This is a genomic window from Acinetobacter towneri (assembly GCF_001758345.1).
Lineage (GTDB): Bacteria > Pseudomonadota > Gammaproteobacteria > Pseudomonadales > Moraxellaceae > Acinetobacter > Acinetobacter towneri_A.
On sequence record NZ_MKQS01000003.1, the window covers coordinates 82,417 to 103,724 of the forward strand.

General features: G+C 40.7%; 23 protein-coding genes. 9 read left to right on the plus strand and 14 right to left on the minus strand.

The features are described 5' to 3' along the window. Positions 1 to 66: 66 nt before the first annotated feature. Positions 67 to 843, minus strand: coding sequence for a 5'/3'-nucleotidase SurE (gene surE / locus BJN41_RS02755; RefSeq protein WP_019837651.1), 777 nt, complete (start codon positions 841 to 843; stop codon positions 67 to 69). Between the two features lie 211 nt (positions 844 to 1,054). Here surE and BJN41_RS02760 point away from each other — a divergent pair, with 211 nt between their 5' ends. From BJN41_RS02760 to purB, 8 genes are all read left to right on the plus strand, one after another. Then, on the plus strand, positions 1,055 to 1,426 hold the full coding sequence (locus BJN41_RS02760) for an MCR_0457 family protein (RefSeq protein ID WP_026438185.1): 372 nt from the start codon (positions 1,055 to 1,057) through the stop codon (positions 1,424 to 1,426). 315 nt (positions 1,427 to 1,741) lie between these two features. After that, complete coding sequence (locus tag BJN41_RS02765) at positions 1,742 to 2,134, plus strand: MCR_0457 family protein (protein ID WP_070153053.1); 393 nt, start codon at positions 1,742 to 1,744, stop codon at positions 2,132 to 2,134. Positions 2,135 to 2,251: 117 nt separating this feature from the next. Next, on the plus strand, positions 2,252 to 3,400 hold the full coding sequence (dacC, locus tag BJN41_RS02770; RefSeq protein WP_070153057.1) for a D-alanyl-D-alanine carboxypeptidase PBP5/6: 1,149 nt from the start codon (positions 2,252 to 2,254) through the stop codon (positions 3,398 to 3,400). Between the two features lie 105 nt (positions 3,401 to 3,505). Further along, positions 3,506 to 4,036 carry a gamma carbonic anhydrase family protein gene (locus tag BJN41_RS02775; protein WP_070153060.1) on the plus strand — a complete coding sequence of 177 codons (531 nt, stop codon included), beginning with the start codon at positions 3,506 to 3,508 and terminating at the stop codon, positions 4,034 to 4,036. Between the two features lie 68 nt (positions 4,037 to 4,104). Next, positions 4,105 to 4,590 carry an NUDIX hydrolase gene (locus BJN41_RS02780; RefSeq protein WP_070153063.1) on the plus strand — a complete coding sequence of 162 codons (486 nt, stop codon included), beginning with the start codon at positions 4,105 to 4,107 and terminating at the stop codon, positions 4,588 to 4,590. Positions 4,591 to 4,594: 4 nt separating this feature from the next. Then, entirely contained in the window at positions 4,595 to 5,728 is a 1,134-nt protein-coding gene (mnmA, locus tag BJN41_RS02785) for a tRNA 2-thiouridine(34) synthase MnmA (protein ID WP_070153066.1), read from the plus strand. 12 nt (positions 5,729 to 5,740) lie between these two features. Beyond that, positions 5,741 to 6,472 carry a high frequency lysogenization protein HflD gene (gene hflD, locus BJN41_RS02790; RefSeq protein WP_070153068.1) on the plus strand — a complete coding sequence of 244 codons (732 nt, stop codon included), beginning with the start codon at positions 5,741 to 5,743 and terminating at the stop codon, positions 6,470 to 6,472. Between the two features lie 55 nt (positions 6,473 to 6,527). After that, positions 6,528 to 7,916: an adenylosuccinate lyase gene (purB, locus tag BJN41_RS02795; RefSeq protein ID WP_019837658.1), complete on the plus strand. Its 1,389-nt coding sequence runs from the start codon at positions 6,528 to 6,530 to the stop codon at positions 7,914 to 7,916. A gap of 84 nt (positions 7,917 to 8,000) precedes the next feature. Here purB and BJN41_RS02800 read toward each other — a convergent pair whose 3' ends face one another. From BJN41_RS02800 to BJN41_RS02845, 10 genes are all read right to left on the minus strand, one after another. Then, positions 8,001 to 8,237 (minus strand): hypothetical protein, encoded by a 237-nt coding sequence (locus BJN41_RS02800; RefSeq protein ID WP_019837659.1) that lies wholly within the window; start codon positions 8,235 to 8,237, stop codon positions 8,001 to 8,003. Positions 8,238 to 8,264: 27 nt separating this feature from the next. Next, positions 8,265 to 8,726 carry a hypothetical protein gene (locus BJN41_RS02805; RefSeq protein ID WP_070153071.1) on the minus strand — a complete coding sequence of 154 codons (462 nt, stop codon included), beginning with the start codon at positions 8,724 to 8,726 and terminating at the stop codon, positions 8,265 to 8,267. Positions 8,727 to 8,832: 106 nt separating this feature from the next. Then, the gene (gene sohB / locus BJN41_RS02810; protein ID WP_070153073.1) at positions 8,833 to 9,795 is read right to left on the minus strand and encodes a protease SohB; all 963 of its coding nucleotides are present in this window, start codon (positions 9,793 to 9,795) and stop codon (positions 8,833 to 8,835) included. Positions 9,796 to 9,868: 73 nt separating this feature from the next. Beyond that, positions 9,869 to 10,513, minus strand: coding sequence for a hypothetical protein (locus BJN41_RS02815; protein WP_070153076.1), 645 nt, complete (start codon positions 10,511 to 10,513; stop codon positions 9,869 to 9,871). A 95-nt stretch (positions 10,514 to 10,608) separates the two neighbouring features. Continuing rightward, complete coding sequence (gene pstB, locus BJN41_RS02820; RefSeq protein ID WP_070153079.1) at positions 10,609 to 11,535, minus strand: phosphate ABC transporter ATP-binding protein PstB; 927 nt, start codon at positions 11,533 to 11,535, stop codon at positions 10,609 to 10,611. 15 nt (positions 11,536 to 11,550) lie between these two features. Next, complete coding sequence (gene pstA / locus BJN41_RS02825; RefSeq protein WP_070153082.1) at positions 11,551 to 12,939, minus strand: phosphate ABC transporter permease PstA; 1,389 nt, start codon at positions 12,937 to 12,939, stop codon at positions 11,551 to 11,553. Then, positions 12,939 to 14,318 carry a phosphate ABC transporter permease subunit PstC gene (gene pstC / locus BJN41_RS02830; protein WP_070153085.1) on the minus strand — a complete coding sequence of 460 codons (1,380 nt, stop codon included), beginning with the start codon at positions 14,316 to 14,318 and terminating at the stop codon, positions 12,939 to 12,941. The genes pstA and pstC overlap by 1 nt, the downstream gene beginning before the upstream one ends. A 100-nt stretch (positions 14,319 to 14,418) precedes the next feature. After that, positions 14,419 to 15,444 carry a substrate-binding domain-containing protein gene (locus tag BJN41_RS02835; RefSeq protein WP_070153087.1) on the minus strand — a complete coding sequence of 342 codons (1,026 nt, stop codon included), beginning with the start codon at positions 15,442 to 15,444 and terminating at the stop codon, positions 14,419 to 14,421. 483 nt (positions 15,445 to 15,927) lie between these two features. After that, on the minus strand, positions 15,928 to 17,460 hold the full coding sequence (locus tag BJN41_RS02840; protein ID WP_070153090.1) for a pyridoxal phosphate-dependent decarboxylase family protein: 1,533 nt from the start codon (positions 17,458 to 17,460) through the stop codon (positions 15,928 to 15,930). A 4-nt stretch (positions 17,461 to 17,464) separates the two neighbouring features. Further along, positions 17,465 to 18,838: a diaminobutyrate--2-oxoglutarate transaminase gene (locus tag BJN41_RS02845; RefSeq protein ID WP_070153093.1), complete on the minus strand. Its 1,374-nt coding sequence runs from the start codon at positions 18,836 to 18,838 to the stop codon at positions 17,465 to 17,467. A gap of 492 nt (positions 18,839 to 19,330) precedes the next feature. Between BJN41_RS02845 and BJN41_RS02855 the strand changes: the two genes are divergently transcribed. After that, complete coding sequence (locus tag BJN41_RS02855) at positions 19,331 to 20,035, plus strand: SIMPL domain-containing protein (RefSeq protein ID WP_070153096.1); 705 nt, start codon at positions 19,331 to 19,333, stop codon at positions 20,033 to 20,035. A gap of 64 nt (positions 20,036 to 20,099) precedes the next feature. Here the strand turns inward: BJN41_RS02855 and BJN41_RS02860 are convergent, their stop codons facing one another. From BJN41_RS02860 to BJN41_RS14575, 3 genes are all read right to left on the minus strand, one after another. Next, positions 20,100 to 20,354 carry an AbrB/MazE/SpoVT family DNA-binding domain-containing protein gene (locus tag BJN41_RS02860; protein WP_070153098.1) on the minus strand — a complete coding sequence of 85 codons (255 nt, stop codon included), beginning with the start codon at positions 20,352 to 20,354 and terminating at the stop codon, positions 20,100 to 20,102. Positions 20,355 to 20,465: 111 nt separating this feature from the next. Further along, on the minus strand, positions 20,466 to 21,059 hold the full coding sequence (locus tag BJN41_RS02865; RefSeq protein ID WP_201787566.1) for a restriction endonuclease subunit S: 594 nt from the start codon (positions 21,057 to 21,059) through the stop codon (positions 20,466 to 20,468). Between the two features lie 2 nt (positions 21,060 to 21,061). Continuing rightward, positions 21,062 to 21,308 (minus strand): transposase (locus BJN41_RS14575; protein WP_141730357.1); only part of this gene is annotated, 247 nt, incomplete at its 5' end.

The window sequence follows — 21,308 nt, forward strand, 5'->3', positions numbered from 1 at the left end:
TAGAGTAGCAAAAAAGTCCTTGAAATGAGGCTTACAAGCTACTTTTTCACAAAGTTATAACATTAGTTAGCCAATTGGGGGAAATTGACTGTGCAATGATTGCAAAACGTCATAATTAGTGGCGTCCATCTGAATTGGCGTCACGCTGACATAGCCATTCGCTACCGCAAAAAAATCGGACTCAATTTCTGTTAAGCCTTTTTTCGGTGCAGCCACTGCCTCGCCCGATAAACCAATCCAATACACTTGACGTCCACGCGGATCGACCTGACTGGTAATAGGTTTGGACTGGGTGCGTTGCCCTTGATACGTTACTTTTGTGCCCTGCAAAACAGGCACATCTGGAATATTCACATTAAAAATATGACGAGCTGGTAAACTTGGCAAACCTTGAGCAATAAAGTCATGCACCCACTGCGCTGCCTGCATATAATCTTGAGGATGCTGATAAGCACGTACATTATGCCCTGCAAGTGATACCGCAATCGCAGGCTGTTTCATCAAACGTCCTTCAAAAGCCGCACCAACTGTGCCTGAGTAGAGCACATCATCCCCCAGATTTGCACCACTGTTAATGCCGCTGACCACTAAATCAAACTCAAAATCGAACAATCCATTCATCGACAAATAGACACAGTCTGCAGGTGTGCCATTGACTGCCCAAACATCTTCAGAAATTTGCACAGGGCGTAATGGTCTGTCTAAAGTCAGTGCACTCGAAAAACCACTGCGTTCACTTTCGGGTGCGACAATCACCACACGACCCAAAGGTTTTAGGGCTTGCGCCAAAGCTTGAATACCGGGTGCAAACACGCCATCATCATTGGCTATTAAAATATTCACAGAAAAATCTCAAATAAAACAAATATAAAGGTTATTTACGAAAATATAGCAATGTCGTTTCAATCTTAAAGTTGTTTATGATTGTCTTATGCCTAAGCACATTTCATAAGCATACGACAACAAAATGACTGATCAGCACATTTCATTGAAATATACAAAAGATTATATATATTTAGCGCTTAACATCCACCCAAAAATATATGTGATTCTCATGATTTTAGCTTTACCATTTCGTCGTTTATTGGGTCTAGGTTTTGCTGTTGTAATGACTCAAGCTGTTGTTGCCAGTGATCTAACGGCTGAAGAAGCCAATACGATTGTGAAAGAAGATGTTGCCGCAGCACAAGTCATGACTGAAATGTGTCCTGCATTGATTGGCAAAAATGCAAAATTAGATGCCAACATTCAAGCACTGATTCAAACGTATCTACAAGACTATTCTGAATCCAACATGACGCTTGCCAAACTACAAGCCGATGCAGAATATCAAACAGTTTTAGCAGAAGCGCGTGAAGCAGCAAAAGATACAGCCAAAGAAGAGCAAAAAGTGGTGTGTCAGGAAGCTTTAGAATTGGCACTTTAAATCACATGATTTAAATACTATTTTGGGCCTGTAAATAATTTGCATGTTCACCTTTTAAGGCAAACGCTCAGCGTTTGCCTTAAATTTTATGCTTAGTTTTATATCGGATATTTATCCACCCCTCATTTACACCTGATATCAAGCCACAAAATTTCAAATTTCAGACCTCAATCTTCACATTTAATACATGAATTGCGCTCAGATCACACAGCTTTAATACATTTTCACTCTTTCAATTCTGAAATAAATGAATCATCTTATAAGCACTTAAATGAATCTCAAGATTCTGTTCAAACCATATTTAAGGTATTTTATATGCAATTTTCTGGCTTAAAAAATTCACGTGCAATTCATTTTTTTGGCGCAGTTGCGCTCAGTTTGGGTTTAAGTCAAACCGCAATTGCGCAAGAAGAAAATATTGAAGTGACACCATTACAACAAGTGACTCAGCAAGAATTGGCAGCTATTTACGTGTTATCTGAGGTTTGCCCTTCGCTAGTCAAAGAACAAAATCAATTTCATCAGGGTTATGCAAAACTTGCCCAAGAATATATGCCTAAAGAAAAAGATGCTGTTGCTGCCTTAAACAAACTCAGCAAACAAAAAAGCTTCCAACCAATGTTAAAAGAAGCCCGTGCTGATGCCAAAGCTGCGGGAACAGCCAAAAACCAAGCAATTTGCCAAGAATTGACAGCATATAGCCGATAATACAATTTGGTTACAATACTTTTATCAATAAGCCGATTTCTCCCATAGAAGTCGGCTGAGCTTTGCCCTAAAATGCTAGCTCTTTTGTGCATACCTCAAGTATTGGAACCTCTTAGAATGACCCCAAAAAGCGCCCTTGCTGCATTATTACTATTACCAAGCTTTTCTTATGCAGCAACTGTCTTAGCTACGCCACCAGAACTCAATAACAAATCATACGTTTTGATGGATTATGAGACGGGACAAATTTTAGCTTCAAAAAATGAAAACGAAAAACTCGCCCCTGCCTCAATGACCAAAATGATGACCAGTTTCATCATTGAACAAAAGTTATTAAAAGGCGAACTCACGGAAGATGAACAAGTCCGCATGAATGAGTCTGCATGGTGTCGTGGCAGCAGCACAGAATCATGTATGTATGTTCCTTTAAACGGCACTGCAACCGTACTTGAAATGCTGCGCGGGATTATTGTGCAATCGGGCAACGATGCATCTAAAGCTATGGCTGAACACATTGCAGGTAATGAAGGCACGTTCGTTCACATGATGAATGAAGAAGCCAAACGTATAGGCATGAGCAACACCCAGTTTATGAACTCTACGGGTATGCCTGCCGAAGGACACTTTTCTACCGCAAAAGATATGGCGACTTTGGCACAGCACATCATCCATGACAGCTCAAAATACTACCCAATTTATTCTGAAAAAGAATTTTCTTTTAATGGAATTAAACAAGGCAATCGTAATGCCCTGTTATATACCGACCCAAGCGTAGATGGTCTAAAAACAGGTCACACCAATGAAGCAGGTTATTGTTTAACCACTTCAGCTAAACGTGGCCCAATGCGTTTAATTTCGGTAATTTTTGGTGCGCCTACCATGCAGGCTCGTGCAACTCAAACCCGTGAATTACTGGCTTGGGGTTATGCAAACTACGAAACTGTTCGTGTACAGCCTGCCAACCAAGTCTTGGCCAAAGCCAAAGTATGGTACGGTAAAAGCAAAGAAGCTCAAATTGGTTTACCAGAAAACTTTAACGTGACCATGCCAAAAGGCAAAGCCAACCAAATAAAAACCCAATTGGTGGTTCAACCTAAATTGACTGCACCTTTGAAAAAAGGTCAGGTGATTGGTAAATATGTAGCGACTTTAGATGGTAAAGTGATTGCTGAAAAACCGTTGGTGGCTTTGCAAGAAGTGGAAGAAGCTGGTTTCTTTGCTCGTATGTTAGACCATATCAAACAATTCTTTAGCAACTTATTCTAAGATTTATACCTTAGACTAAAGCGCAAAGCACACATGCCCGCCTGTGTGCTTTTTTATTTTATACTGTCCTTAATCCCCAATTTATAAGCTAAAGATTTGTGCATTATGAAAAAAAATGTGCGTGCTTATTTAGAGCATACTCCAAAAATTGACGCAAGCTGTTATGTAGATGAATTGTCAATTGTGATAGGTGATGTGCATTTGGCTGCCAATGTATCGGTTTGGCCATTCGCCGTGATTCGTGGTGATGTCAATCATATTCGGATTGGTCAAAATTCCAATGTGCAAGATCATGCCATGCTGCATGTTAGCCATAAAAAAGCCGACAAACCTGAAGGTTCACCACTGATTATTGGCGAAGATGTCACAGTTGGACATGGTGTGACTTTGCACGGCTGCACCATTGGCAATCGGGTGTTATTGGGCATCAATACAATTGTTTTGGATGATGTCATTATTGAAGATGATGTGATGATTGGCGCAGGGTCTTTAGTGCCACCGCGTAAGCGTTTGGAAAGTGGCTATTTGTACGTGGGTAGTCCTGTGCAAAAAGTTCGCCCTTTAACCGACAAGGAAAAAGAGTTTTTAGCTTATTCTGCACGGCACTATGTAAAAGTAGCGGGGAATTATCAATAATCCCCTATTAACATAGCCACATCCCCCTAAATTTTGTAGAATATGCGTTTTAACCATGGTGCTTTTCAATGACTGCTTGGACTGCTCACGTTACTGTCGCCACCGTTATCGAAAAAAACGGAAAATTCCTGTTTGTTGAAGAACATACAGAGGGTGTGACGCATAGCGTGTTCAATCAGCCTGCAGGGCATGTTGAAGCAGGCGAAAGCTTAATTGAAGCCGCAGTACGTGAAACCATGGAAGAAACCGGGCATCTAGTTCAAATTAATGCATTAATTGGTATTTATAGCTATACTCCGCCCATGTTTCCTGACCGCACCTATTACCGTTTCTGCTTTCTAGCCAAATCTCTGCAACACGATGTTCAAGCCCAGCTTGATCCCGATATAATCGGTACTGTGTGGATGTCTGCAGATGAACTGGCTGAATCGGCACGTGCCCGAAGTCCGTTGGTGATGAAAGCAGTGCAAGATGCGCTCAGTGGTCAGTCTTATCCTTTATCGCTCATTTACGAGCACCAAAATTCTCCCTTGATTTCTAATTTGGATGCCTAATCCTATGCAACAACGTGTCATCGTCGGTATGTCAGGTGGTGTTGATTCATCTGTTTCTGCTGCACTTCTACTTCAACAAGGTTATCAGGTTGAAGGGCTTTTCATGAAAAACTGGGAAGAAGATGACGGCACAGAATATTGTACGGCAATGGAAGACCTTGCCGATGCGCAAGCGGTGTGTGACAAGCTAGGCATTAAATTGCATACAGCCAACTTTGCCATGGAATATTGGGACAGAGTGTTTGAGCATTTTCTTGCCGAATATGCGGCAGGACGCACGCCAAACCCAGATATTTTATGCAATAAAGAAATTAAGTTCCGTGCCTTTTTAGATCATGCCATGAATTTGGGTGCAGATTTTATTGCGACAGGGCACTACGCACGTCGCGGTGAAACGCAGTACAACTCCAAAGGCGAAGCCTACGCTCCACTGTTACGTGGTTTAGATAAAAATAAAGATCAAACCTATTTCTTGCATGCCGTACATGGTCGTGAAATTAACAAAACCTTGTTTCCAGTGGGTGAAATTGAAAAACCGCAAGTCCGAAAAATTGCCGAAGAACTAGATTTAGTCACCGCCAAGAAAAAAGACTCGACAGGGATTTGCTTTATTGGCGAACGTCGCTTTAATGATTTCTTAAAACAATATTTACCTGCTCAAGCTGGAAAAATTGTTTTAGACAATGGCAAAGAGGTTGGTGAGCATCACGGCTTAATGTACTATACGCTCGGTCAGCGTGGTGGGATTGGCATTGGTGGCTTAAAAGGCGTTGCCGAAGGAGCATGGTTTGTCCTGCATAAAGATATTGAAAATAATAGATTAGTGATTGGTCAAGGTCATGAACATCCACTCATGCAAAGCACTATTTTATGGAGCGAAGCAATTGATTGGGTGGCAGGTGAACAAGAAATTCCAGCATCGGGCTTCCGTTGTACTTGCCGCACTCGCTATCGCCAAGATGATCAAGATTGTGTGATTTTCAATGATGACAGCATGCCTGGCGGCGTACGTGTGGAATTTGATGAGCCACAACGCGCAGTCACTCCTGGTCAAAGTGTCGTATTCTATTCAGGCGAAGTGTGTTTAGGTGGTGGTGTGATTCACCATACCAATGCACCTAAACCCGATTTTATTTAAGGATTGTTTCGGATGACAGAGTTACCGTTTCAACAGTCTCCAACTCTGAATATTCGCCAAAATCGTGCCTTGGCGTTAGCGGGTGTGTTTCAAGCCACCCAGCTCACGCACATGACTGCACTCACAGGCCGACAAAGTATTGGTGAAAGCGGTAACTTTTATTTTGAGCAAATGATTAAAGCCAGTTTAAATATCCGTCCAAGTAGCAATCACAGTTTGCAAACTTTAGATTTTTTTAATCATTTGGCCGATATTTCTTTGGGTTTAAAAACGCTAGAAAGTTGCATCAACCAACCTTTTAATACCGCCCCTAAATCGCGTTTACCTAAATTATCCAATACCAAATTACCTATGTCATATGCGATGGCACTCTTACAATTAGAAAAAAAAGTATATCGCAATCCTAAATACGTCGAAATTATTGAGCAATCGCAGCAAAAAATCTTAAAACAACTTTCATTTTTTGATCATAACTATTTACATCCCAGTATTATTGCCAATTTAGCCCAAACCTATGTCGATACAGCGGGACAAATTAACCCGCGCATTATGGTACGTGGCAATGCAGAAGCATTTAAGGATTCTGCTCATACCAACCGAATTCGAGCTTCGCTTTTTACAGGCTTACAAATGGCACACCTTTGGCGTCAACTTGGTGGCAGTTCATGGGGCATGGTATTTAGCAAACGTAAATTATTAGGTGATATTCAAGATCTGGCGCGTTTACAGTATCAGGTAGTTTAAACCATGCTGAACACGCTTTTGTTTTAGGTTTAATTCCAAAGTTTAAGGAATCGATATGAACGCTTTAACCGCACTTTCTCCATTAGATGGGCGCTATGCAAGCAAATGTGATGCACTCCGCCCTTTCCTTTCTGAGTTTGGTTTAATCCATGCTCGTGTGACTGTTGAAGTGCGTTGGTTACAAGCGCTTGCCAATCGTCCTGAAATTACTGAAGTACCTGCGTTCAGCGCGGCAACCAATGCTGCATTAGATGCAATTGTTGCAGATTTCTCTGAAGATGATGCCAACCGCATTAAAGAAATTGAACGCACCACCAACCATGACGTAAAAGCAGTTGAATATTTCTTAAAAGAAAAAATTGCCAACATTGATGAATTGAAAAATGCAGGTGAGTTCATTCACTTTGCTTGTACTTCAGAAGACATCAACAACTTGTCACATGCTTTAATGCTCAAAAATGGTCGTGAAGTATTGGTTGCAGCTATGCAGCAAATCATTGATTCGATTGTTGCATTGGCAGAAAAACACGCAGATCAACCAATGTTGTCACGTACTCACGGTCAAACTGCAAGCCCAACAACTTTGGGTAAAGAAATGGCAAACGTGGCATATCGTCTGGCACGTCAAATCAAACAGTTCAAGCAAGTTGAGCTTTTGGGCAAAATCAATGGTGCAGTAGGTAACTATAACGCTCACCTTTCTGCATATCCAGAAATCAACTGGCCTGCGCACTCTCAAGCATTTGTAGAATCTTTAGGTTTAAGCTTTAACCCATATACGACTCAAATTGAGCCACACGACTATATGGCAGAATTGTTTGATGCGCTACGTCGCTTCAACACTATTCTAATCGACTTCAACCGTGACGTTTGGGGCTACATCTCACTTGGTTTCTTCAAGCAAAAACTGAAAGAAGGTGAAGTTGGTTCTTCAACCATGCCACACAAAGTAAACCCAATTGACTTTGAAAACTCTGAAGGTAACTTGGGTATCGCGAATGCAGTCTTGGCTCACTTAGGCGAAAAATTACCCATTTCTCGCTGGCAGCGTGACTTAACTGACTCGACTGTATTGCGTAACATGGGCGTTGGTTTTGCACAAAGTTTGATCGCTTTTGAAGCTTGCTCTAAAGGTATTGGTAAACTTGAATTGAACGCGCAACGTATTCTAGAAGATTTAGACAATGCTCAAGAAGTATTGGCTGAGCCAATTCAAACCGTTATGCGTCGTTATAACATCGAAAAACCATACGAAAAACTAAAAGCCCTTACACGCGGTCAAGCCATGACACGTGACATGATGGTAGATTTCGTGAATGGTAACGAGTTGGAAGGCGTTCCTGCAGCAGATCGCGCACGTTTAGCAACAATGACACCTGCAACTTATACAGGTAATGCAGCTGAACAAGCGAAACAAATTCAAGATTTAATTGCTAAAATCTAAGTTGTAAAAGTGGCAACCTAATACAAAAATGCGAAGCTTCGGCTTCGCATTTTTATTCCCTCTCCATTGAGGAGAAGTTTTAATTTATTCCTCAGGACAATACATTGCAAAATCTGTCTGCATTTTTTCTAATTCAGCACCCGTTAAAATATCGCTAAAGTAGATGTAATAGGTGATATTTGGATATTGAATTTCGTGGAGATACATCATGCCACGCAGTGAAATAAATAATTCTTCAGGAAAATCACCCAAGTTCAATTCGTCAAATTCATAATTAAAATAACAATTTTGCGTTGCAAGATATGCTTCAGCGACAGCCATATTTCTGCTCTAATCATAAAATATACTTTATTTTATCTGATTCGCTTCAATACTGGTCTGTATTTCGGTGGGTTCAATCCATTTCAGCAGCTTAGATTCTGACAAATGTGGGTATTTAAACCTGTCCAAGTATTCAAAGCAGACCTTGTGTCCTTTCGGCACTTTCTCTAAGTGCTGGCCAAACAACAAATGCCGATTGTATTTATCACCCTCAAATCGAATACTGACACGCTCAAATGCTTCACGACGACGAACCTTATGTAACTGAGAAAACTGCACTACGCCACATTGCTGAGATGCAATCACAGGTGGATCATTTGGCTTTAAAACACCATACAATAGAAAAATGCAGACACTGGGTAGAAAGCTCAGCCAAAATAAAACTTTCTTTGAATCATGGTTAATGAGTTTGTTTTCAGCATAAAGCATTGTGAACATCGGAATAAACACGATGCTTAAGAATCCCAGTAACAAAATAAACGTAAGCATATGCGTCCAGGCTAAATCAAACTACTAGCCTTATATCATAATGATTTGATTTCAAAAATGAAAAGCCCACAAAAGTGAGCTTCCCACATTATTTACACAGAAATAATTAAAGCTTCGGATCACGCATCTGAACCAGATTTGAATTGGCTTTCGTCAGCGTGTCGGCTACTTTGTTCATCACGGCAGGAATCAAATTGTCTGCCATTTGTGCAACTTGTAAACCCAGCTTTTCACCCAAAGTTGGCTTTTTACGAGTTTGAATCACATAGATATCATACTGTGGCAACAAACTCAGCAAATATTCATCTGAGGTTTCCAACTTGTCTATCAAGTTTAGCTCCAACGCATCCTGACCATACCAATGCTCACCTGTTGCCACTTTTTCAACATTCAGTTGTGGACGGTATTTTTCAACAAAGTGTTTAAATAGCACGTGAGTTTGTTGCAATTCTTCTTCAAACTTAGCCTTGCCTGCTTCGGTATTTTCACCGAACATGGTCACAGTGCGTTTATATTCACCTGCAGTGTACATCTCAAAATCTATATTTTTTTCTTTGAGCAAACGATTAAAGTTTGGCACTTGTGCCACTACGCCAATAGAACCCAAAATCGCAAATGGCGCTGACACAATTTCTGAACCAATGCATGCCATCATATAACCACCACTTGCCGCGACTTTATCGACACAAATGGTTAAATGAAATCCTGCATCACGTAAACGCACCAATTGAGCAGCAGCAAGACCGTAGCCATGCACCATGCCACCAGGGCTTTCTAGGCGCAACACCACACGATCACGACCTGCTTTAGCAGTTGCCAAAACCAATGTGATTTCTTCACGTAATTGCTCTACTGCAGACGCAGCAGTATCACCTTTAAAGTCAAGTACATAAATTTTTTGATTGTTCTTTTTACGGGCTCGTGCTTCACGTGCCATTTGTTGGCTAAGTTGCAACAACTCAAGTTTAGATGCCGTAGTTTGCGCAATTTTTTTTCGTTGTTCATTAATTCGCGCATTCAAATGACTAATCCGAATTTCGGCAGGAAGTTTAGGTAAATGAAATAACATAAAAATGAGTTCTCAATTTAATTCGGTTTATTAGGACTACATTAGGTCAATTTCGACTTTTTCAATACTTTTTCTATCTTAAAGCAGCTTCTTTTTGAATCAATCGTAAATATCGTTTAGAAATCTGCCGAACAGCCATTAAACGTACAGCAAACCAAATTTGCCCCTGGTAGCAAATCCCAATAATAAGTGCGTTGATCGGCCACCAACCAAACAGTAGAAAACTACCTCTACGCTCATGATCTAAAGGTGTAAGCATTGAATAGAAACACACTAAACCTACGCAGAAACACATCACGAAGAGAAATTCACCTACTGTACTGTGCAAGAGCGGCAACTTATTTTTTTGTTGTGCTTTTACATAGCGATAAAACTTAAATTTAGCATTGGCATCAATATAGTCTCGCCAAGCCTGCCGAAAATCAGGATCACTTACTTGCTGCTGTACCCTAAAATAAACAACTAGCACTATCACACCTGAAACTATCACAAATTGATCATACAACCAACGATGATAATTGCTCATATTGGGGCTTTGAGAGGTTGGAAACCACCCATCATGGTTAAAAAAAGTTGCCAATAAAATACTCAGCAAAACTAAAAGCGCTGCTATCGTCTCTGCACTATGTTGAAATCCAAACAAGGCATCGATTATTTTTTTCGTGGCTTGGCGTGCTGGTTTTGCCTGTTGTCGTTCTTCTTGTGAAGGAAACTGCATTTTTTATTTTCGCTGCGCGTACAAAACAATCAATACTATAACAAAAAAACAGAATCCTAAGATTCTGTTTTAATAGCTTTCAGGATTTAAGCAGATTAACCAAAACGACCTGTAATATACGCTTCTGTTAATTGATGGTCTGGCTGAGTAAATACTTTTTCAGTTGCATTCACTTCAATCAAATCACCTAAATGGAAGTATGCGGTACGGTCAGATACACGCGCTGCCTGTTGCATTGAGTGCGTTACAATCGCAATCGTATATTGAGTAGAAAGTTCAGAAATTAGCTCTTCTACTTTTGCTGTTGCAATTGGGTCAAGTGCCGAACATGGTTCATCCATCAAAATTACTTCTGGACTTACCGCAATGGTACGCGCAATACAAAGACGTTGTTGCTGACCACCAGAAAGACCTGTGCCTGGTTGATTCAAACGATCTTTCACTTCATCCCACAAACCTGCTTTACGCAAGCTGTTTTCTACAATTTCTTCCAAATCGTATTTATCGCGCGCTAAACCATGCAGTTTAGGGCCATAGGCTACGTTTTCAAAAATTGATTTTGGAAATGGGTTTGGCTTTTGGAACACCATACCCACTTGCGCACGTAATAATACGACGTCAAGGTTAGGATCATAAATGTCTTGGTTATCCAACATCACTTTACCCGTTACACGGCAGCTATCAATTGTGTCGTTCATACGGTTTAAAGTACGCAAGAATGTCGACTTACCACAACCTGATGGACCAATGAAGGCAATGACTTCATTTTCATAGATATTTAAATCAATACCTTTAATCGCTTCAGACTCACCATAGTACACATGCACGTCATTGGTGCTTAACTTTACATTTGAAGATTTCGCTTCTTTTTTGCTTGAAGCTTGCGTATCAAATTGTGAAACAAACGAAGTCGTTGATTGCTTCTGTTCTACATCTGGAGATGTAAATTGGCTTTGCTGTGGATTCACTTGTTTATCCTGTTCTAAGGAATTCGTTTTTTCTGTGCTTGCTACAGTATTCATATTCTTTGCCCTCAATTACCAGCGTACTTCAAACTTCTTACGTAACCAAATTGCAAGGCTGTTTAAGCCAATCATTAGCGCAAGAAGTACGATAATGGCTGCAGCGGTACGTCCCTCGAAGAAGTTACGCAATTCATTACCCTGCCATAAGAAAATTTGCACAGGTAACGCAGTAGATTGATCAAGTGGAGTTGCTGGTACACTGGCAACGAAAGCACTCATACCAATTAATAACAATGGTGCGGTTTCACCCAAAGCTTGTGCAACACCAATAATTGCACCCGTTAAAATACCTGGTAATGCAAGTGGGAGTACGTGGTGGAACACTGTTTGTAAACGAGAAGCACCCAAACCTAAAGCAGCTTGACGAATAGATGGCGGCACTGCTTTTAATGATGCACGCGTGGTAATAATCACGGTGGGTAAAGTCATTAAACTGAGTACCAAACCACCGACCAATGGTGCAGACAATGGTAAATGCATCCAGCCAATAAAGATCGCAGCACCTAGCAAACCAAATACAATAGAAGGGACAGCAGCCAAGTTATTGATGTTCACTTCAATAATATCAGTAATCGCATTTTTGGGTGCAAATTCTTCTAAGTAAATTGCCGACGCAACACCAATTGGAATCGAAATAAAGATTACAATCAGCATCATGAATAACGAACCCATGAATGCGCCTGCCAAACCAGAAGTCGCTGGAGAACTACGTGAGTCTGGGCTAACAAAAATGTTGGTATTGAATGTACTTTCAATAATGCCTTGTGACTCTAACTTGTCTGCCAATTGACGTACTTCAGGGCTTAGCTGTTGCTGCTCATCTGGTAAACTACGGTCAATCTTGCCCTCTAACCATACATCAACGTTGGCATCTGCAAGAACTTTCACTTCTTTAGTTTGACCAATTAAAGAAGGATCAGCCAAGACCATGTCACGAATACGGTACGCTTCTGAACTGGTATATAAGTAACCAAGATCATCACGCTGTGCTTCTAGCGCTTTGTCTTTCGCCACAATACCATTCACGATTAAAGCATCCCAATCGACCATGCCCATTTCGGTTTGCCACTTAATCATACGTTCTTCGTATTGTGMTGGTGACTCACCTGCAACCGMCTTTGGTTTTGGACCTGCACTCACAATTGCTGGATCGAAGTAAATTGGAAGGCTCATGCTGCTTTGCCAAAATGCTGGCAAGCCTTTGGCCAAAATACTGCCAAAAAGCAACACGACAAAGAATAAACCTGCGATAACTGCCGACAGCCCCATAATACGGAAAGTTTTTTCCTTACGATGACGCTTGCCTAATGAACTGGCGATGGTTTTTTTACGTTGTTCACGTAATTCGGCAGCAACTTGTGGATCTAACTGATCCAAAGACGATGTATTTGAAGTATTCATTAGTCGTATTGCTCACGATATTTACGCACGATGTATAGTGCAACAATGTTCAAACCTAAGGTAATCACGAACAGGGTCAAACCAAGTGCGAAAGCAACCAATGCTTGCGGACTTGCGAAATCTGTATCACCTGTTAATTGGTTCACAATCGTAATCGTAACCGTAGATACCGCTTCTAATGGGTTTGCGTGTAGTAAAGGACTATTACCTGCAGCTAACACCACAATCATGGTTTCACCAATTGCACGTGACGCAGCAAGTAAGAACGCACCAATCACCCCTGGCAATGCAGCTGGCATCACCACGCGACGAATGGTTTCAGATTTGGTTGCACCTAAGCCTAAAGAACCATCACGTAGCGCACGCGGCACTTGCGTAATAATGTCATCAGACAATGAAGATACAAAAGGAATGATCATGATACCCATCACTAAACCAGCAGTTAATGCACTCGTGGCATTAATATCTAGTCCAATGATTGCGCCCGCTGTTTTAAGGAACGGACCGATGATCATCATGGCAAATACACCGTACACAATGGTCGGGATACCTGCTAAAACTTCAATGGTCGGCTTTGCCCATGCACGKAATTTAGGCGATGCATATTCTGCAAGGTAAATGGCAATCATTAAACCAATAGGTACTGCCACCAATAAGGCAATACCACTCACCATCAATGTACCCCACAGTAATGGAAGTAAACCATAACTGCCATCTGCACTACCCGATGTACTAAAACCAGGGTTCCAGACCGTCCCAAAGAAGAAATCCAGTGGGTTAACGAAACTAAAGAATCGCATTGCCTCACTGAACATAGACATCACAATACCGACTGTAGTTAGAATCGCAACACCAGAACATAATGCCAAAGAAATGTTGATGATTTTTTCAACTTGGTTACGTGCGCGGAATTGTTGTGAAATACGTTTCTTTGCCCACAGCAAACCAAATAAGGCCGCACAGATCACCACCGCAAGTTTGGCATAAGAACCAATGGTTTCAATTTTCGCTAATTGCTCTGCCGCTGCAACTTCGTATGCAGCAGGTGTATCACTTACACCAAAACCAGATGCAATGGCTTGTACGCGATCAACCAAAACACTTGTACTTGCAGGGTCTAGGCTTGCAGCAATGTGCGCTGGCACATTATTAATTACCACTTGCTCTAGAATACTTGGCTCAACCAAGTTCCAAACAATCAAAATTAAAAAAGCAGGAATACCACACCATAATGCTACCAACGCGCCATAATATCCTGGGCGTGAATGTAACATTGCAGAGTTATTTCCCTTACCTGCTAGGTTACGGCTCTTGCTTAACCCGATTTGATAGGCTACGGCGATAATCGCCAATAACACACCTATGAGTAGCAGATTCATGTATTCTCCACTGTTTTTTCAATCTGTGTTTTTGAAAAAACATTTCTTAGCAAAAAGCCAATGGCAGGTTGTTCCCTGCCATCAGCTGCTTTAACTCAAATTACTTAACCGCTTTACCAGCTTTGAAGTTAGCAAGAACTTGTGCACGCTCTTTGTCAGACATTGAAATTAAGCCTGCTTTGTCTAACTTAGAACCTTTACCAGATACTTTTTTGCTCAAGAAGTATTCAGTAAACTCTGGTAAACCTTTGATTGATTTAAGGTGCTCACCTTTCACGTAGAAGAACAATGGACGTGATACTGGGTAAGAACCATTTAAAATAGTGTTTTCAGATGGTGCTACGTTGTTCACAGTTGCAACACGTAAACGGTCACGGTTTTGGTCATAGAAACCTAAGCCGAACACACCTACTGCGCTTGGAGAAGTTTTCAAGCGAGCCAATGTTTCTGTGTAGTCACCAGAAATTTCAATTACACGACCATCCTTACGGAAAGTAGTACATGCTTTCTTTTGAGCATCTTTGTCTAATGCTTTAATCGCAGCATAAGCCTCACAGCCTGCATCAACCATTTTCTCTTGGAACACTTCACGTGTACCGTGGTTTGACGCTGGGATTACAAGGGTAATTGGCTCGTTTGGAAGTGTTTTGTCAATTTGGTTCCAACGTGTATATGGGTTAGCAACCATTTTACCTTTAGATGGTAATTCAGCTGCAATTGCTGCATATACATGGTAAGGCTTTAGTTTATAAGCCGCTTTGTTTGCGTTAGAAGCAAATACGATACCGTCATAACCAATTTTAATTTCTAAAACTTGGTTTACGCCTGCTTTTTTACAAGCAGCCAATTCTGAATCTTTAATTTTACGAGATGAGTTCGCGATGTCGATGGTGTTATCACCCACACCTGTACAGAACTGCTTCAAACCACCTGAAGAACCGCCTGAACCAACAACAGGAGTTTTGAATTGTGGGAAAGTATTACCAAATTCTTCAGCTACAATACTAGCGTATGGTAGAACTGTTGAAGAACCCGCGATTTGAATGGTGTCACGAGCTGCGTTTGCAGTTGTTGCTACAGCTGCTGCAGATACGGCTAAAGCAAGGGCGATGTTAGTAAAGCGCATTCTGTTCTCTCTCATTTATGCAAGTTCGGAGTACGTCACTTGTTATTAAGTTTTGTACTTATTTCGATAACTGCATTGTGGTTTTATAATATGACAGGCATGTTACAACTTTGTTACGCTTTGATTATATTTACCTTTTCTACGTTGATTTATTTTAATTTCCTTAAAAATCAATATGTAATAAAATATTATTGTGCTCTTTTTTTTCTTAGATTTATTTTTAAAATGTAATAATTCATGCCAATGTCATCATTGTTTATGGTTTTTTCTTCCAAAATTGATGTTTATTCACCAATTGCGTAATTTTTATGACATCAGCAGTGCATTTCTTAAGCCAAAACCACGTAATCCATCACAAGATTCAAGCAAAAACGGTACAATGCTTCCACCACACTTCACTGCAATATTTTTAATCAGACACAAAAAAAGCCACCGTAGTGACTTCTTTTATTGTGTTTCATCACAATCTGAATAATGAGAATATTAGTCGATTGGTGGTGTATAAGTACCCGCTACAATCGCATCTTTAATGCGATCTGCTTCTGCCAATACCAAGCTCAATAAGTTTTTCACGTTGTCTAATGTTGCAACAGGGCTTAAAGTCGTCATCTTCAATGATTGAACATTACCAACTTTAGTGACACCAATATTGGCTTCACCACGCGCAAACAACTCATCTGCTACGTTTTGGTTCAAGCTATCCAAGAACTCTGCTTGATAACCTTCAGGTACAACACGGAACAATACTGATGCAAACTGAGGCTCAACCAATAACTCTAAACCTGCCGTTGCTTTAATATAATCAGCAACGTCACGTGTTAGCTTCACACCATGATCAATCATCGAACCGTAAAGCTCTTCACCTAATGCTTCAATCGTCATCCAAAGTTTCAACGCATCAAAACGACGTGTTGTTTGTAATGACTTAGACACCAAGTTTGGTACGCCATGCTCTTCATCATAAGCAGAGTTCAAATATTCTGCTTCATAGTGCATGAAACGATAGTTCGCTTCATCTTTCAGTAAGAACGCACCGCACGAAATAGTTTGGAAATAATGCTTATGGAAATCCAGTGTCACAGAATCAGACAACTCAATACCATCAAGCATGTCGCGATGACTGTTAGAAAGAATTAATGCACCACCCCAAGCTGCGTCAATGTGCATCCACGCGCCATATTGATTGGTGATGTCACGAATCTTTTTAAGTGGATCAATCGCGCCTGCATCGGTTGTACCTGCAGTCGCAACCACACACGCAACGATCTTACCTTCAGCTTTTAAATGCGCAATGGTTTGCTCAAGTGCAACCACGTCCATTTGTGCATTTTCATTGACAGGTACAGTAACAACTGACTGGAAGCCCATACCCATCATCGCCATGTTCTTTTGCACAGAGAAGTGTGCATTTTCAGAACAAATGACTTTCACATTACGCATTGCATCGCTTGGAATACCATCGCGCTGAACAGACCACGGATTACCGTTTTCATCTTTCCAGTTCTTTGCAATACACGCATCACGCGCCAATAACACACCCATCAAGTTAGACTGCGTACCACCTGAAGTGAACACACCTGCTTGACCTGCACCATAGCCAACTTTTTGACGTAACCAGTCAATCAGTTGTACTTCCATCAATGAACCTGCAGGGCTTTGATCCCAAGAGTCCATAGATTGGTTGGTTGCGTTAATGAGTACTTCTGCAATTTGACTTGCCACCATAGTTGGGCAATGCAAATGTGCCAAAGAATGTGGATGATGAACTTTTAAACTTTTGTTTAAGAAAAGCTCTACCATGCGTTCCAATGACTTTTGTACACCTAAACCCTGTTTAGACGGCTGGAAAGCAATCGCTTCACGCAATTCTTTAATGCTGCCGCCTGTGTACATTTTGTCATTTTGCAACCATGCCGCGACTGCTTGAGTCGCTTGTTCCATTGCTGCACTGTAGTCAGCAATGGATTGAGCATCATTGCAGAGTAACGCTTTACGATGTTCTGCAAAATCTACCATAAACTTATGCGCCTCGAACTGCGACTAACGCTTCAGCAATTGCTTTCTTGAAGCGAGCGATAACTTCTACACACTCTTCTTGAGTAATGATGAGTGGGCAAAGTAAACGGATTACCGTACCACCACGACCACCTTTCTCAAGCAACAATTTGTTGTCAAAACATGCAGCTTGAACAGCAGCAGCCAATTGAGAATCTGCTGGATAAGCACCTAAACGGTCTTTTTCTTGGCGTTCATCTACAATTTCGATACCAATCATTAAACCGCGACCACGCACGTTACCAATACATGGGAATTCAACAGCTAATTTTTTCAATTCAGCTTGTAAGAACTCACCACGCTCTTGCGCGTTTTGTGCAAGGTTTTGTTCTTTAATGGTTTTAAGCACCACAAGACCAGTACCCATTGCCAATTGGTTACCACGGAAAGTACCCGTGTGACCTGCAGGCTGCCATGCGTCAAACTTACGTTTAATAGCAAGTACAGCTAATGGCAAGCCACCACCAACAGCTTTAGACATAACAATCACGTCTGGCTCAATACCTGCATGTTCAAATGCAAACATTTTGCCTGAACGTGCAAAGCCCGCTTGTACTTCGTCTAGAATTAAAACGATGTTGTGCTTTTCAGTCACTTCACGGATTTTCTTCAACCATTTTACTGGTGCAGTCACAACACCGCCTTCACCCTGAATTGCTTCAAGAATTACAGCTGCAGGCTTAGTCACACCGCTTTCTACATCTTCAATGAAGTTTTCAAAATAATACGTTAAAGCATCTACACCCGCTTCACCGCCAATGCCAAGTGGGCAACGGTATTCATGCGGATATGGCATAAATTGAACGCCAGGCATTAAACCATTGACTGCATTTTTCGCAGACAAGTTACCTGTCATTGCCAATGAGCCATGTGTCATGCCGTGATAGCCGCCTGAAAAGCTGATGACTGAGCTACGACCTGTATAGGTTTTTGCAAGTTTGATAGCCGCTTCTGTGCCATCTGCACCTGTCGGACCACAGAACTGCAAGCAGTATTCTTCTTGACCACCCGGCATATGTGAAAGTAACGCTTCAGTAAAAGCATCTTTCAAAGGTGTCGTTAAATCTAGGGTATGTAATGGCAAACCACTTGCTAAAGTGTCTTGGATGCTTTGAACCACCGCAGGATGATTATGGCCCAATGCCAAGGTTCCTGCCCCAGCCAAACAATCTAGGTACTCAGTACCTTCAACATCGGTAACCCAACAACCTAGTGCTTTCGCTATCGCTAACGGTAATTTACGAGGATAACTACGCACATTCGATTCCATCTGACTTTGGCGAGTCAAGTAGTATTCGTTTGTGGAATGGTTGGCAGGGTTTACAGAAGTAACGCTCATATCGAATTACCATCTCTGATATGGGTTGAAAGAAATAAGTCTGGTGACTTGCGGTCCTTTGACTCGGTGCTTTTTTGATCTAGCGAGATAGAGTTTTGTTCTTCAAGACTAGGAAGCGGGATAATACCTAATTTTTCTAGAAAATAAACAGGTTTAACCCAAATATTGCCTAATTTCATCGAAAAAACATATCTTGCAGATGATTCGATTGAATTATCATCTTACATTGTGACAAAGGAAAGAAAATTTAACTCTTTCCACTTCCTTTATACGTTTTTTTGCACAATCTCTCAAGTCATGCAGCATTTATTTTCAAAATAGTATAGATCATTATTTTTATTGAATTTTATAAATGCTTTTTTGCTGCAATTTTTAACGCATATTTTACAAAGCCACCACAAATTCAGCTAAGAATCCTCACAAAGCAAAGCTAGAATTTATAATAGTTAAAACAGTTCTAAAATCTCGATAATTTGAACAAAAGGTCAGAATATGCGCTTACTTTCTCTCGTTGCTACCCTGTTGGCTGTTGGTGCTGCAAGCACTGCTTTTGCCCAACAAAATGAATCTTTAAATTACAATATCGTCAATGTTCAAGCCGAAGCTTCACGCGAAGTTTCAAATGATCAAATGCATGCTGTGTTATATATTGAAAAAAGTCACAAACAGCCTGCTGAACTTGCATCACAAATTAACCAGTTAATGAGCCAAGCCATTGCAACTGCACGTAAGTATCCACAAGTGAAAGTTGAAACGGGCTCACAAACCACCTATCCAATTTACGACAATGACAGTCGTAAGTTAAAAGAATGGCGCGGTCGTGCAGAAGTACGTGTGCAAAGCACCGATTTTAAAGCGGCAAGCCAATTGGTGAGTGAGCTACAACAAAACTTTCAGACTCAATCTATTAATTTTAGCGTGTCTGATGCACAACGTAAAAAAGTTGAAAATGAGTTGATGGTCGAAGCATCTAAAAACTTTCAACAACGTGCGCAAATGCTCAGTCAGGCTTGGAATAAATCGGGCTATAACTTAGTGAATTTAAATCTGAATACTAATTCTTATTTCCCGCAGCCTGTTATGCGCGCGAGTATGGCTAAATTTGCTGTCGCTGAATCAGCTGTAGCTGATCAAGATATGGCAGCAGGTGAATCTAAAATTACAGTCAATGCAAATGGAACGATTCAGTTTAAATAAACTTGAAATAAACTATTTTGAGGGGCGCTACTCAGACCAATGAGTCGCTCCGATCAATAAGTGCTTATTCACACCACTCTTTGCCAATAGGCTTTGCAATTAAGTCGCTATGTGCGCTGTCAGCATCAATCTTGGCAAGTAATTCAGACTCACTGAATGGAAGTTTAGATTGCTTCTGAATCATGAGCTTGATCATCATGTTTCCATTTTGTTCTACGATCTCTACAGGTGTATCTACCCTAAGATTAAATTGTTGCATGACAGATGCTGGAATAATGATGCCTAAGCTATTCTCGATTTTTCGTAATTGTAATTGCATGATATTTCCCTCAACAAAGTGATAACAATATGCACATTTGCTATTTGGTGAGTGTGTTGAGCATATTAAAGTCCCGCAAGTTGCTGTACGCTGCGGGACTTTTTTTATTACTTACAAATACTTTTGCAAAATGGCTTGTTTTTGCTGAGGTGCTGCATCAATCACTTGTTGCGCTTGTGCAATTTGCATTTCTAAGGCTTCAATTTGCTGAACAATTTTTTCTTGTTCGGTTAAAGGTGGGACAGGAATCATAAAGTTTGAATATAACTGCCCATTAATATTTGGTTGAGAGCTTCCTGTTTGTGAATCTGCTACCCACTTCTTATAAACATCACCCTTTGTCAATATTTCAAGAAATTTAGGTAATAAAAATTCCTTTAATGGCTTAAATCTTATCAAGTATCCTGCATAAATTGCTTTACCAAAACTTGATTTATATAAAAAAGTCTTTCCAACAGTATTACCTGATCTAGCAAATAAAACATCACCATCTTCTAAAATATATTTATTTTCTATATTCTTAGCGGTATGAAAATCATCATTAAGCTGACCATCTGAAGTTATATCAGTAATACGAATGTATCTATAATCAATCAAAGGGTTTCCTACAATAGCAGACTCATTTGCTCCATATTGTGGTGAGCTACAAACAAGAGGCTTTGTTGCACAAAGATTTGAAATGCAAAGCGCCCCTAATTGAGCCAAATTTAAGGCGTAACTTGGGTAAGTGGTCGACCTAATTCCGTAAATCTGTTAAGGACTGCTACACGTGCATGGATCTCATTCACTTGGCTATCAAAACTCCTTGCACTGAGTTTATCTCCTAATAATTTGATGCAATGCATCTTAGTTTCAACCAAACTTCGCCGATGATAGCCTGACCATTTTTTCCATAGTGTCCTGCCTAAACGTTTAATTGTTCGAAGTAATTCATTTCGCTCTAGCGAGCTACTC

Coding starts and splice junctions, on each gene's coding strand:
- BJN41_RS02855 (WP_070153096.1), top strand. CDS start 19,331: ATGCGCTTACTTTCTCTCGTTGCTACCCTGTTGGCTGTTGGTGCTGCA.
- BJN41_RS02775 (WP_070153060.1), top strand. CDS start 3,506: ATGAAAAAAAATGTGCGTGCTTATTTAGAGCATACTCCAAAAATTGAC.
- purB (WP_019837658.1), top strand. CDS start 6,528: ATGAACGCTTTAACCGCACTTTCTCCATTAGATGGGCGCTATGCAAGC.
- BJN41_RS02835 (WP_070153087.1), bottom strand. CDS start 15,444: ATGCGCTTTACTAACATCGCCCTTGCTTTAGCCGTATCTGCAGCAGCT.
- BJN41_RS02800 (WP_019837659.1), bottom strand. CDS start 8,237: ATGGCTGTCGCTGAAGCATATCTTGCAACGCAAAATTGTTATTTTAAT.
- BJN41_RS02840 (WP_070153090.1), bottom strand. CDS start 17,460: ATGGTAGATTTTGCAGAACATCGTAAAGCGTTACTCTGCAATGATGCT.
- hflD (WP_070153068.1), top strand. CDS start 5,741: ATGACAGAGTTACCGTTTCAACAGTCTCCAACTCTGAATATTCGCCAA.
- mnmA (WP_070153066.1), top strand. CDS start 4,595: ATGCAACAACGTGTCATCGTCGGTATGTCAGGTGGTGTTGATTCATCT.
- BJN41_RS02760 (WP_026438185.1), top strand. CDS start 1,055: ATGATTTTAGCTTTACCATTTCGTCGTTTATTGGGTCTAGGTTTTGCT.
- sohB (WP_070153073.1), bottom strand. CDS start 9,795: ATGTTATTTCATTTACCTAAACTTCCTGCCGAAATTCGGATTAGTCAT.
- BJN41_RS02815 (WP_070153076.1), bottom strand. CDS start 10,513: ATGCAGTTTCCTTCACAAGAAGAACGACAACAGGCAAAACCAGCACGC.
- BJN41_RS02845 (WP_070153093.1), bottom strand. CDS start 18,838: ATGAGCGTTACTTCTGTAAACCCTGCCAACCATTCCACAAACGAATAC.
- BJN41_RS02805 (WP_070153071.1), bottom strand. CDS start 8,726: ATGCTTACGTTTATTTTGTTACTGGGATTCTTAAGCATCGTGTTTATT.
- BJN41_RS02780 (WP_070153063.1), top strand. CDS start 4,105: ATGACTGCTTGGACTGCTCACGTTACTGTCGCCACCGTTATCGAAAAA.
- dacC (WP_070153057.1), top strand. CDS start 2,252: ATGACCCCAAAAAGCGCCCTTGCTGCATTATTACTATTACCAAGCTTT.
- BJN41_RS02860 (WP_070153098.1), bottom strand. CDS start 20,354: ATGCAATTACAATTACGAAAAATCGAGAATAGCTTAGGCATCATTATT.
- pstB (WP_070153079.1), bottom strand. CDS start 11,535: ATGAATACTGTAGCAAGCACAGAAAAAACGAATTCCTTAGAACAGGAT.
- BJN41_RS02765 (WP_070153053.1), top strand. CDS start 1,742: ATGCAATTTTCTGGCTTAAAAAATTCACGTGCAATTCATTTTTTTGGC.